This is a genomic window from Dryocola clanedunensis subsp. sulfonylureivorans, from assembly GCF_016756775.1.
Taxonomy (GTDB): domain Bacteria; phylum Pseudomonadota; class Gammaproteobacteria; order Enterobacterales; family Enterobacteriaceae; genus Dryocola; species Dryocola clanedunensis.
In genome coordinates this window covers 95,731-108,126 of sequence record NZ_JAERMU010000016.1, presented here as the reverse complement: position 1 = coordinate 108,126, position 12,396 = coordinate 95,731, and the positions used below count along the sequence as shown (strand labels likewise).

Here is a 12,396-nt window from a genome sequence, read left to right as displayed (position 1 = left end):
GGCGGCGCTGGGTGCAGTAATGCGCAAGCTGGTGCACATGTGCTTCGGGGTGCTTAAAACACGCCTGCCATGGGATGAAAATTATGCAGCTACCGCTTGACGTTCAAGACGGTAGCTACGCAGACGTAAGCCGCAGATTACAGCTTAATGAAATTCTCACGATAAAAAGCAAGTTCCGCCACCGACTCGCGGATATCGTCCATCGCCTGGTGAGTACCCTGCTTTTTGAAGTTAGCAAGGATCTCAGGTTTCCAGCGGCGCGCCAGCTCCTTGAGGGTGCTGACATCCAGGTAGCGGTAATGGAAGTAAGCTTCCAGCTCCGGCATGTATTTAAACAGGAAGCGGCGATCCTGGCCGATGCTGTTACCGCAGATTGGCGAGGCGCCCTGCGGAACCCACTGCTTTAAAAATTCGATAGTCGCCAGCTCCGCCGCGCGATCGTCCTGGGTGCTGGCTTTAACGCGCTCAACCAGACCGCTGCCAGTGTGCGTACGCACGTTCCAGTCATCCATCAGCGCAAGCTGTTCGTCTGATTGATGCACAGCAATGGTTGGCCCTTCGGCAAGAATGTTCAGATTGGCGTCGGTCACCAGGGTGGCAATTTCAATTATGCGATCCCGCTCTGGATCCAGACCGGTCATTTCTAAATCAATCCAAATCAGATTGTTTTCGTTTCCACTCATGCTATTTTCCACCCTTCTCGCTCGTTACCCAGCCATGACGGTGGGTTAATTCGTATAAAATAGTGTGTATCATAGAGGTTTTGCCCCTCAGGGGCGACCAGGAGCCAGAACGATTGAGCAAAAATAAACTCTCCAAAGGACAGCAGCGCCGGGTAAAAGCAAACCACCAGCGTCGGCTTAAACAGACTGTGGAGAAAGCCGATCCCGACGACTCTCAGTTTGGCGAACCCCGCGATGGCCGGGTGATCAGCCGTTTCGGCCAGCACGCGGATGTCGAATCGCCGGAAGGTGAAGTCCACCGCTGCAACATTCGTCGCACCATTCGTTCGCTGGTCACCGGCGATCGCGTCGTCTGGCGCCCGGCGAAAGAAGCCGCCGCAGGCGTCACGATTAAGGGCATCGTCGATGCGGTTCATGAGCGTACATCGGTTCTGACCCGCCCGGACTTTTACGACGGCGTGAAGCCGATTGCCGCTAACATCGACCAAATCATTATCGTTTCTGCCATCCTGCCGGAGCTGTCTTTAAACATTATTGACCGTTATCTGGTGGCTTGCGAAACGCTCGACGTTGAACCGCTGCTGGTACTCAACAAAACTGACCTGCTGGACGAGGCGGGCCTGGCGTTTGTGAACGAGCAGATGGATATTTATCGCCATATTGGCTATCGCGTTCTGATGGTTTCAAGCCACAAAGCCGAAGGATTAAAAGAGCTGGAAGAGGCGTTAGTCGGGCGCATCAGTATTTTTGCAGGCCAGTCCGGCGTGGGCAAATCGAGCCTGCTTAACAATCTGCTTGGTTTCAAAGACCAACAAATTCTGGTGAACAATGTTTCCGATAACTCAGGTCTGGGCCAGCACACCACCACAGCCTCTCGCCTTTATCACTTCCCGGGCGGCGGCGAAGTTATCGACTCCCCAGGGGTGCGTGAATTCGGTCTGTGGCACTTAGAGCCGGAACAAATCACCCAGGGATTTGTCGAATTCCATGACTACTTAGGCCATTGCAAATATCGCGATTGCCGCCACGATAACGACCCTGGCTGTGCGCTGCGCGAAGCAGTTGAACGCGGCGAAATCGCTGAAATACGCTTTGAAAGTTACCATCGCATTCTGGAAAGTATGGCGCAGGTAAAAACGCGTAAAAACTTTTCCGATATCGATAACTGACAATTAAGCTGGGCGCCGTTAGAATCGCCCCCTTTTTCTGTTTGATCCCGCTATACCGGGTGCTTAGCCAGGAGGCTATCTTGTTAGACAACATTAAACTTTCGCTGCAATACATTCTGCCGAAACTCTGGCTGACCCGCCTCGCGGGCTGGGGCGCAAGTAAACGTGCTGGCTGGCTGACTAAGCTGGTCATCGACCTGTTTGTGAAATATTACAAGGTCGACATGAAAGAGGCGCAGAAGCCGGACACAGCAAGCTACCGCAGCTTCAACGATTTCTTCGTGCGTCCGCTGCGTGACGACGTGCGTCCGGTCAACACTGACCCTAACATTCTGGTGATGCCGGCCGACGGTGTCATCAGCCAGCTTGGCCGCATCGAAGAAGACAAAATTTTGCAGGCGAAGGGCCACAACTACAGCCTTGAAGCGCTGCTGGCAGGCAACTACCAGATGGCCGATCTGTTCCGTAACGGCAGCTTCGCCACGACCTACCTGTCTCCACGCGACTACCACCGCGTACACATGCCGTGTAACGGTATCCTGCGCGAAATGATTTATGTGCCGGGTGACCTGTTCTCCGTAAACCACCTGACCGCGCGAAACGTACCCAATCTGTTTGCGCGTAACGAACGTGTTATCTGCCTGTTCGATACCGAGTTTGGCCCAATGGCACAAATTCTGGTGGGCGCCACCATCGTCGGCAGCATCGAAACAGTCTGGGCTGGCACCATTACTCCACCGCGTGAAGGCGTCATTAAGCGCTGGACGTGGCCTGCCGGTGAAAGCGAAGGTGCAATTGCGCTACTGAAAGGTCAGGAAATGGGCCGCTTCAAGCTCGGCTCCACCGTTATCAACCTGTTCGCACCGGGTAAGGTCAATCTGGCAGAACAGCTTTCAAGCCTGTCGGTAACCAAAATTGGCGAGCCGCTGGCCGTTTCTACAGAAGCAGTTGTTGAGCCGGAAGTCCCGGTCAGTGAACTTCCGCAGACGGAAGTTGACGCTGAGCTGGAAGCCAGCCCGCTGGTGGAAAACAAACCCGAAAGTTAACCTGCTCTACCCCGCCCTGGTACATCACTGCCTGGGCGGGTTCACCTAAAGGGACTGCCGTGCGCCTGATAATCACTTTCCTGATGGCCTGGTGCCTCAGCCTGGGTGCGGTTGCCGCAACGCTCCCCGATGCCAAACAACTCTCACAGGAACTGGAGCAAGCCAAAGCCGCGAAAGATCAGCCCAACCAGGCAGAAATCGTGGAAGCGCTTACGGCTGCGCTCAATGCGCTCGACGAACGGAAAGCGTCGTTAGAACGCGCGGATCAGTACCAGAAAGTCATCGATAACTTCCCCAAACTGTCGCAGACCCTGAGGCTACAGCTCACCAATCTGCGCGACGAACCACAAAAAATACCGGAAGGGATGACCACCGATGCGCTGAACCAGGAGATCCTCCAGGTCAGCAGCCAGCTGCTGGATAAAAGCCGCCTGGCACAGCAGGAACAGGAGCGCACCCGAGAAATTGCCGACTCCCTGTCTCAGCTTCCCCAACAGCAAACCGACGCGCGCCGCCAGCTGAATGAAATTGAACGCCGGGTGGGTAGCCAGGCGACCTCTGGTACACCTCTGATACAGGCTCAGCACCTCTCTTTACAGGCTGAATCCGCGCGACTGAAAGCGCTGGTCGATGAGCTGGAGCTGGCACAGCTCTCTGCCAGCAATCGCCAGGAGCTGGCCCGTCAGCGAGCCGAGCTGGCGCAGAAGCAGAGCGCGCAGTTAGACGCTTATCTCCAGGGCCTGCGAAATCAGCTCAACAGCCAGCGCCAGAGGGAAGCAGAGCGTGCGCTGGAAAGTACCGAACTGCTGGCTGAAAACAGCGCTGACCTGCCGCCGGTTATCGTCACGCAGTTCAAAAGTAACCGTGAACTCTCTCAGGCGCTGAATCAACAAGCTCAGCGCATGGATCTGGTCGCCTCCCAGCAGCGTCAGGCCAGCAGCCAGACGCTACAGGTGCGTCAGGCATTGAATACCCTTCGTGAACAGTCTCAATGGCTTGGCATGTCGAACGTGCTGGGGGAAACGCTGCGCGCGCAGGTTTCTCGCCTGCCGGAAATGCCTAAGCCACAGCAGCTCGATACCGAGCTGGGCCAGATCCGCGTCCAGCGCCTGCACTACGAAGACTTGCTTAACAAGCAGCAACAGCTGCGCCAGACTCGTCAGGCGGACGGAAAAGACCTGACCGCAGAGCAAAACAGCATTCTCGAAGCGCAGCTCCGTACCCAGCGCGAACTCCTCAATTCGTTGTTACAGGGCGGGGATACGCTCATCCTTGAACTGACCAAACTTAAGGTCGCCAACAGCCAGCTTGAAGATGCGTTAAAAGAAGTTAATGAAGCCACCCACCGCTATCTGTTCTGGACTTCAGACGTCAGCGCTATCGGTTTCACCTGGCCTGTGGAAATTGTCCAGGATCTGCGGCGGCTTATCTCCATGGATACCGTCAGCCAGCTCGGCAGCGCCAGCATCATGATGTTAACCAGCAAAACAACGCTGCTGCCGCTGTTTGCCGCGCTGATCCTCGTTGGCTTCAGCATCAGCTCCAGAAGGCACTTCACAGCCTTCCTGGAGCGTTCCAGCGCCAAAGTGGGTAAGGTGACCCAGGACCACTTCATGCTGACGCTACGGACGCTGTTCTGGTCGATTCTGGTGGCTTCCCCGCTCCCGGTGCTGTGGGCCACGCTTGGCTATGGTCTACAGGAGGCGTGGCCCTATCCTATTGCCGTCGCCGTCGGCGATGGCGTCACCGCAACCGTGCCTTTGCTATGGGCGGTAATGATTTGCGCCACCTTTGCCCGGCCAACAGGTCTGTTCGTCGTTCACTTCAGCTGGCCACGTGAGCGTGTCGCCCGGGCCATGCGTTACTACATCATGAGCATCGGGCTGATTGTGCCGCTGATCATGGCGCTTATCATGTTCGATAACCTCAACGATCGGGAGTTCTCGGCATCGCTGGGCCGCCTGTGCTTTATGTTGATTTGCGGAGCACTGGCGCTGGTGACGCTCAGCCTGAAACGAGCCGACCTCCCGCTCTATGTCGACAAGCAAGGCAACAGCGACAACGTCGTGAACAAGATGCTCTGGAACCTGCTGCTGTGCGCACCGCTGTCAGCCCTTCTGGCGGCTGCCGTGGGATATCTGGCAACCGCCCAGGCCCTGCTGGCACGTCTTGAGACTTCCGTCGCCATCTGGTTCCTGCTGCTGGTGATTTACCATGTTATCCGCCGATGGATGCTCATCCAGCGTCGTCGACTGGCCTTTGACCGTGCCAAACATCGTCGTGCAGAAAGGCTGGCGCATCGTGCGCGTGGTGAAGAAGAAGCGGCCCACAGCCACAGTATTGAAGGCTCCGCGGAAATTTTCGAAGAGGCGGAAATCGATCTCGACACCATCAGCGCCCAGTCTCTGCGTCTGGTCCGCTCGATCCTGATGCTGATCGCCCTGCTGTCCGTCATCGTACTGTGGTCAGAGATCCACTCTGCGTTCGGTTTCCTTGAGAACATCACGCTGTGGGACGCTACCTCGACGGTGCAGGGTGTTGAAAGCATTGAACCGATCACCCTCGGCTCGGTATTGATCGCCATTCTGGTGATTATTATCACTATGCAACTGGTGCGTAATCTCCCTGCCCTGCTGGAGCTGGCGATATTGCAGCACCTGGATTTAACGCCGGGTACGGGTTACGCCATTACAACGGTGACCAAATACCTGCTGCTGCTGGTCGGTGGTCTGGTCGGCTTCTCGATGATTGGTATTGAGTGGTCGAAGCTGCAATGGCTGGTTGCCGCCCTCGGTGTCGGCCTTGGTTTTGGCTTACAGGAGATTTTCGCCAACTTTATCTCGGGCCTGATCATTCTGTTCGAGAAGCCGATCCGTATCGGCGACACGGTGACGATCCGCGATCTAACGGGCAGCATCACCAGGATCAATACCCGAGCGACCACGATCAGCGACTGGGATCGCAAAGAGATCATAGTGCCGAACAAGGCGTTTATCACCGAGCAGTTTATCAACTGGTCGCTGTCAGACTCCGTCACGCGTGTGGTACTGACCGTACCTGCACCAGCGGACGCGGACAGTGAAGAGGTGACGAATATTTTACTGAGAGCGGCTGAGTGCTGCTCACTGGTGATTGATAACCCACCGCCAGAAGCCTTCCTGGTGGATTTACAGGCTGGCCTGCAAATGTTCGAGCTGCGCATTTACGCCGCCGAGATGGGACACCGTATGCCGCTGCGTCATGAGATCCACCAGCTGATTCTGCAGGGCTTCCGCGAGCACGATATCGACCTGCCGTTCCCACCGTTCCAGATGCGTCTGGAGAACATGGGCAGCGCAAAAACCAGGACGATAAATTCAGCGGGCAAAGGCGGCAGAACGGCGGGGAGTTTGTAAAGGTCAGGGGGAGACGGGTTTTGTAGGGGGGATAAGCGGCAGCGTCATCCACCGGTATTTGCCGGATGACGCTTCGCTTTTCCGGCCTACGACGCGGACGTTGCCTTTTAGGCGCGATCTACCGGGAAGGCCAGCACGTCCGCCAGGCTCTCAGCGCCCAGCGCCAGCATTATCAGGCGATCCACACCCAGCGCGACGCCGGAGCAATCCGGTAGCCCGGCCTCCAGCGCAGCCAGTAAATTCACGTCAATCGGCTGCTGCGGCAGACCGCGTGCGGCACGCTTGCGGTTATCCTGCTCAAAACGCTGCTGCTGCTCGCGCGCATCGGTCAGCTCGTGGAAACCATTCGCCAGTTCAATACCTTTGAAATAGACCTCGAAGCGTTCCGCCACGCGATGATCTTCGGTGCTGATCAGCGCAAGAGAAGCCTGGCTTGCCGGGAAATGATAGATAAACGTCGGCTTGTCTTTACCTATATGGGGTTCAACACCCATGGTGAACAGCAGCTGCAACAGGGTATCGCGGTCTTCTTCCGTATCCGCAACATTGCTCAAATCCAGCTTCGCCGCCGCTTCACGCAGGGCTGTTTTGTCCGCAGACAACGGGTCGATTTCCAGGTGGCGCTGGAAAGCCTGCTGATAGGAAAGAGACTCCGCAGCCTCGCATTCCAGAACCTGCTGGAGCAGGTCGTCCACCTCGTTCATCAGGCGGTACATATCGTAATGCGGGCGATACCACTCCAGCATGGTGAACTCTGGATTATGGTGGCGACCCATCTCTTCGTTACGGAAACTGCGGCACAGCTGGAACACAGGACCAATGCCCGCCGCCAGCAGACGCTTCATGTGGTATTCCGGGCTGGTCATCAGGTAGAGGTTCATCCCCTGAGAGTGGCCGGGACCAACAAAACGGGTTTCGAACGGCACCAGGTGAATATCGGTGACCGTTGCCTGACTCATGCAGGGTGTTTCCACCTCCAGTACGCCGCGGTCGGCAAAGAAACGCCGAACTTCCGCCATAATAGCAGCGCGTTTCAACAGGTTGGGGATGGACGCGCTCGGCTGCCAGGTGGCCGTTTCGCTCATGGTTAAGTCTCCGAAGTCAAACAAGGCGAGGAAGTCTACCCGCATCCCGGAAAGGAGACAAATGTTGGCCGGTGGATAAACGGGTTGCCATACTTATAAATAGTCATAATTCCGTGACGTAACTCATTACTCCTGGTAATAAATTACCGCACAGAACGGCAAAAAAATCGAACTCGTCAAATTTCCTTAAAATCCCTCCGGCTATAATTCCCTACCTACAAAGGAGCAGGGAATCACCCTTTCGCAATAGCCCCTACCGTTTCGGTGGTCTACCTTTGGTGAATTAGCATTGCGAAATAACTAAAATCTGGAGGAATGTCGTGCAAACCTTTCAAGCCGATCTCGCTATTATTGGCGCTGGCGGAGCGGGATTACGAGCGGCCATTGCCGCAGCTCAGGCCAATCCACAGGCTAAAATCGCTCTGATTTCCAAAGTCTATCCGATGCGTAGCCATACCGTGGCCGCAGAAGGGGGCTCCGCCGCCGTCGCGCAGGATCACGACAGCTTCGAGTACCATTTCCACGACACCGTGGCGGGCGGCGACTGGCTGTGCGAGCAGGACGTCGTGGATTACTTCGTACACCACTGCCCGACGGAGATGACCCAGCTTGAACAGTGGGGCTGCCCGTGGAGCCGTCGGCCGGATGGGTCGGTGAACGTGCGTCGTTTTGGCGGCATGAAAATTGAGCGCACCTGGTTTGCCGCGGATAAAACCGGCTTCCACATGCTGCACACCCTGTTCCAGACCTCCTTACAGTTCCCGCAGATTCAGCGCTTCGACGAGCACTTCGTCCTCGATATTCTGGTGGATGACGGCCAGGCTCGTGGCCTGGTCGCGATGAATATGATGGAAGGCTCGCTGGTGCAAATCCGTGCCAACGCCGTGGTGATGGCAACGGGCGGCGCGGGCCGCGTTTATCGCTATAACACCAACGGCGGTATCGTCACCGGCGACGGTATGGGCATGGCGCTGAGCCACGGCGTACCGCTTCGCGATATGGAATTCGTTCAGTACCACCCGACCGGCCTGCCGGGTTCCGGCATCCTGATGACGGAAGGCTGCCGCGGTGAAGGCGGCATCCTGGTTAACAAAGACGGCTACCGCTATTTGCAGGATTATGGCATGGGGCCAGAAACCCCGCTCGGCGAGCCGAAGAACAAATACATGGAGCTGGGCCCGCGCGACAAAGTCTCCCAGGCCTTCTGGCACGAATGGCGCGCTGGCCGCACCGTTCCTACGCCGCGTGGCGATGTGGTTTATCTCGACCTGCGTCATCTGGGCGAGAAAAAGCTTCTCGAGCGCCTGCCGTTTATCTGCGAGCTGGCGAAAGCCTATGTTGGCGTAGACCCGGTGAAAGAGCCGATTCCAGTGCGCCCAACCGCGCATTACACCATGGGCGGTATCGAAACCGACACCAAATGCGAAACCCGCATCAAAGGGCTGTTCGCGGTGGGCGAGTGCTCATCCGTAGGCCTGCACGGCGCAAACCGCTTAGGTTCCAACTCCCTTGCCGAACTGGTCGTCTTTGGCCGCATGGCTGGTGAACAGGCCATGCAACGAGCAAGCGAAGCACAACAAGCTAACGATGCGGCGCTTAGCGCACAAGCAGCCGACGTTGAAAGTCGTCTGAAAAAGCTGGTGAACCAGGAAGGCAGCGAAAACTGGTCGAAGATCCGCGACGAGATGGGCCTGTCGATGGAAGAAGGCTGCGGTATCTACCGCACGCCGGAGCTGATGCAAAAAACTATCGACAAGCTGGCGGAACTCCAGGAGCGCTTCAGCCGCGTGCGCATCACCGACAGCTCCAGCGTGTTTAATACCGATCTGCTCTACACCATCGAGCTGGGCCACGGTCTGAACGTCGCGGAATGTATGGCGCACTCGGCGATGGCCCGTAAAGAGTCCCGCGGGGCGCACCAGCGTCTGGACGAAGGCTGCACCGAACGTGACGACGTCAACTTCCTGAAGCATACCCTCGCCTTCCGCGATGCGGACGGCACCACGCGTCTGGATTACAGCGACGTGAAAATCACCACCCTGCCACCGGCAAAACGCGTCTACGGTGCGGAAGCAGAAGCAGCCGACAAGAAGGAGGCGACGAATGGCTGAAGTGATGAAGTCCCTGAAGATTGAGATTGTACGCTACAACCCGGAAACGGACGGCGAGCCGCACAGCGAATTCTATGAAGTGCCTTACGATGAGCAAACCTCGCTGCTGGATGCGCTGGGCTACATCAAAGACAACCTGGCGGCGGACCTTAGCTACCGCTGGTCCTGCCGTATGGCGATCTGCGGCTCCTGCGGCATGATGGTCAACCGCGTGCCGAAGCTGGCCTGTAAGACCTTCCTGCGCGAATACACCGGGGGCATGAAAGTCGAAGCGCTGGCGAACTTCCCAATCGAGCGCGATCTGGTGGTCGACATGACCCACTTTATCGAAAGCCTGGAAGCCATTAAACCGTACATCATTGGCAATCCGCGCACGCCGGATCAGGGGCCAAACGTCCAGACTCCGGCGCAGATGGCGAAGTACCACCAGTTCTCCGGCTGTATCAACTGCGGCCTGTGCTATGCCGCCTGCCCGCAGTTTGGCCTGAATCCAGAGTTCATCGGCCCGGCGGCGATCACCCTCGCCCACCGCTACAACCTGGACAACCGCGACCACGGCAAGAAAGAGCGTATGGCGCAGTTAAACGGCCAGAACGGCGTCTGGAGCTGCACGTTTGTGGGCTTCTGTTCGGAAGTCTGTCCGAAACACGTCGATCCGGCAGCCGCCATCCAGCAGGGCAAAGTCGAAAGTTCGAAAGACTTTTTGATTGCCACCCTGAAACCACGCTAAGGAGTGCACAATGACCACCAAACGTAAGCCGTATGTCCGCCCCATGACACCAACGTGGTGGCAAAAACTGGGCTTCTACCGTTTTTACATGCTGCGTGAAGGCACGGCGGTGCCGACGGTCTGGTTCAGCCTCGTGCTGATTTACGGCCTGTTTGCCCTGAAGGGCGGGCCGGACAGCTGGATGGGATTTGTCAGCTTCCTGCAAAACCCCATCGTCGTGATCCTCAACATTATCACCCTGGCGGCGGCGCTGCTGCACACCAAAACCTGGTTTGAGCTGGCGCCGAAGGCCGCCAACATCATCGTTAAAGATGAAAAAATGGGGCCGGAGCCGGTGATTAAAGGGCTGTGGGCGGTGACTACGGTCGCCACGGTCGTCATTCTTTTTGTTGCCCTGTTCTGGTAAGGAGGACGTTATGATCAATCCCAATCCGAAACGCTCCGACGAGCCGGTATTCTGGGGGCTGTTTGGCGCAGGCGGCATGTGGGGAGCAATAATCGCGCCCGTCATCGTGCTGCTGGTAGGTATTATGCTGCCGCTGGGCCTGTTCCCCGGCGATGCGCTGGGCTTTGAGCGCGTGCTGGCGTTCTCCCAGAGCATCATCGGCCGCCTGTTCATCTTCCTGATGATCGTGCTGCCGCTGTGGTGCGGGCTGCACCGTATCCACCATGCGATGCACGACCTGAAAATCCATGTGCCGTCCGGTAAATGGGTATTTTACGGGCTGGCAGCGATCCTGACGGTCGTCACGCTGATTGGCGTGGTGACTATCTGATTGCGTGGTCGGGTAGCGTTACCGCTTATCCGACGGACTAACATCCCTCTTATCTGGCCTGCCCCCACGCAGGCCTTTTTATTTTGTCAGAAGCAATGCGTATGATTAGCCCTCGTCTATCTCTACAGGGAATATTGCTCATGAAGAAGGCTCCACTTTGCTGCGCGCTCCTGCTCGTTGCCTCAAGCGCTGCGCTTGCCGCACCTGAATCGACTGAACAACTCACCGATATCGTGAATCACACCATCACTCCGCTGCTTAAAGAGCAAAATATTCCCGGGATGGCGGTCGCTGTAATTTACCAGGGAAAACCACACTATTTCACCTACGGTGAAGCTGATATTGCGCGTAGCCAGGCTGTTACCAGCAAAACGCTTTTTGAGCTGGGTTCACTCAGCAAGACGTTTACCGGCGTCCTGGGGGGCGATGCCGTGGCGCGTGGTGAAATCAAACTGAGCGACCCGGCAACAAAATACTGGCCGGCGTTAACGGGTAGCCAGTGGAAAGACATCAGCATGCTGCACCTTGCTACCTACACGGCAGGCGGCCTGCCGCTTCAGGTACCGGATGCGGTTAACGACCAGGCATCATTGCTGAAATACTATCAAAGCTGGCAGCCTGACTGGGCACCCGGTACCAAACGCCTGTATGCCAACGCCAGCATCGGGCTATTCGGCGCGCTGGCGGTGAAACCTTCGGAGATGAGCTTTGACGAGGCGATGGCGAAGCGGGTATTCCAGCCGCTGAACCTCACGCAAACCTGGTTGAAAGTTCCCGCTGCGCAAGAAAACCACTATGCCTGGGGTTACCGCGACGGCAAACCTGTGCGCGTCTCTCCCGGTATGCTGGATGCAGAAGCCTATGGGGTAAAAACCAATATTGAAGATATGGCGAGCTGGGTTCAGGCAAATATGCAGCCTCAGAGTGTAAAAACACCGACGTTGCAGCAGGGGATTGAGCTTGCCCAGTCACGCTACTGGCGTGCAGGAAACATGTATCAGGGGCTGGGCTGGGAAATGCTGAACTGGCCGGTAGATGCCAGCACGGTCATCAAAGGCAGCGATAATAAAGTCGCCTTAGCCGCCACCCCAGTTGTGGCGATGACCCCTCCAGCCCCCGCAAATCCGGCATCCTGGGTACACAAAACTGGCTCGACCAACGGTTTTGGTGCTTACGCCGCCTTCATTCCTGAAAAACAGCTCGCTATCGTGATGCTGGCTAATAAAAACTACCCGAACACCGAGCGTGTAAAGGCGGCGTACAGTATTTTGCAGGCGCTACAATAAAGACCCTTGCAGGGTGGATGAGGTAACCACTTATCCACCTTACAAAATCGTTTTATTTTTTCCACCGCATACGGTTTGAGTAACCGCCATCTACACTTAGCAAAAAAGCTGACAA

At 56.6% G+C, this 12,396-nt stretch carries 10 protein-coding genes; 8 read left to right on the top strand and 2 right to left on the bottom strand.

Annotation, left to right across the window (positions count from 1 at the left end):
* Positions 1–137: 137 nt before the first annotated feature.
* Positions 138–683, bottom strand: coding sequence for an oligoribonuclease (gene orn, locus HYQ67_RS16885; protein ID WP_202305391.1), 546 nt, complete (start codon positions 681–683; stop codon positions 138–140).
* A 113-nt stretch (positions 684–796) separates the two neighbouring features.
* Here orn and rsgA point away from each other — a divergent pair, with 113 nt between their 5' ends.
* The 3 genes from rsgA to mscM all read left to right on the top strand — a co-directional run bounded on the left by rsgA (position 797) and on the right by mscM (position 6,293).
* Positions 797–1,852: a small ribosomal subunit biogenesis GTPase RsgA gene (rsgA, locus tag HYQ67_RS16880; protein WP_202305390.1), complete on the top strand. Its 1,056-nt coding sequence runs from the start codon at positions 797–799 to the stop codon at positions 1,850–1,852.
* Between the two features lie 80 nt (positions 1,853–1,932).
* Entirely contained in the window at positions 1,933–2,898 is a 966-nt protein-coding gene (asd, locus tag HYQ67_RS16875) for an archaetidylserine decarboxylase (RefSeq protein WP_202305388.1), read from the top strand.
* Between the two features lie 59 nt (positions 2,899–2,957).
* Positions 2,958–6,293: a miniconductance mechanosensitive channel MscM gene (mscM, locus tag HYQ67_RS16870; protein ID WP_202305386.1), complete on the top strand. Its 3,336-nt coding sequence runs from the start codon at positions 2,958–2,960 to the stop codon at positions 6,291–6,293.
* 107 nt (positions 6,294–6,400) lie between these two features.
* Here the strand turns inward: mscM and epmA are convergent, their stop codons facing one another.
* Positions 6,401–7,378 (bottom strand): elongation factor P--(R)-beta-lysine ligase, encoded by a 978-nt coding sequence (gene epmA, locus HYQ67_RS16865; RefSeq protein ID WP_202305384.1) that lies wholly within the window; start codon positions 7,376–7,378, stop codon positions 6,401–6,403.
* Between the two features lie 320 nt (positions 7,379–7,698).
* On the opposite strand from epmA, the gene frdA reads away from it, so the two are divergent.
* From frdA to ampC, 5 genes are all read left to right on the top strand, one after another.
* Complete coding sequence (frdA, locus tag HYQ67_RS16860) at positions 7,699–9,489, top strand: fumarate reductase (quinol) flavoprotein subunit (RefSeq protein ID WP_202305382.1); 1,791 nt, start codon at positions 7,699–7,701, stop codon at positions 9,487–9,489.
* Positions 9,482–10,219 (top strand): succinate dehydrogenase/fumarate reductase iron-sulfur subunit, encoded by a 738-nt coding sequence (locus HYQ67_RS16855; protein ID WP_202305381.1) that lies wholly within the window; start codon positions 9,482–9,484, stop codon positions 10,217–10,219. The genes frdA and HYQ67_RS16855 overlap by 8 nt, the downstream gene beginning before the upstream one ends.
* 10 nt (positions 10,220–10,229) lie before the next feature.
* Positions 10,230–10,625, top strand: coding sequence for a fumarate reductase subunit FrdC (gene frdC / locus HYQ67_RS16850; RefSeq protein WP_202305380.1), 396 nt, complete (start codon positions 10,230–10,232; stop codon positions 10,623–10,625).
* Between the two features lie 10 nt (positions 10,626–10,635).
* Positions 10,636–10,995 (top strand): fumarate reductase subunit FrdD, encoded by a 360-nt coding sequence (gene frdD / locus HYQ67_RS16845; RefSeq protein WP_202305379.1) that lies wholly within the window; start codon positions 10,636–10,638, stop codon positions 10,993–10,995.
* Between the two features lie 140 nt (positions 10,996–11,135).
* Positions 11,136–12,281, top strand: coding sequence for a CMY2/MIR/ACT/EC family class C beta-lactamase (gene ampC / locus HYQ67_RS16840; RefSeq protein WP_202305378.1), 1,146 nt, complete (start codon positions 11,136–11,138; stop codon positions 12,279–12,281).
* The last annotated feature ends 115 nt before the right edge of the window (positions 12,282–12,396 follow it).

Excerpts from the sequence above, each read along its gene's own strand:
- orn (WP_202305391.1), bottom strand. The coding sequence starts at position 683 with ATGAGTGGAAACGAAAACAATCTGATTTGGATTGATTTAGAAATGACC.
- epmA (WP_202305384.1), bottom strand. The coding sequence starts at position 7,378 with ATGAGCGAAACGGCCACCTGGCAGCCGAGCGCGTCCATCCCCAACCTG.
- HYQ67_RS16855 (WP_202305381.1), top strand. The coding sequence starts at position 9,482 with ATGGCTGAAGTGATGAAGTCCCTGAAGATTGAGATTGTACGCTACAAC.
- frdC (WP_202305380.1), top strand. The coding sequence starts at position 10,230 with ATGACCACCAAACGTAAGCCGTATGTCCGCCCCATGACACCAACGTGG.
- frdD (WP_202305379.1), top strand. The coding sequence starts at position 10,636 with ATGATCAATCCCAATCCGAAACGCTCCGACGAGCCGGTATTCTGGGGG.
- ampC (WP_202305378.1), top strand. The coding sequence starts at position 11,136 with ATGAAGAAGGCTCCACTTTGCTGCGCGCTCCTGCTCGTTGCCTCAAGC.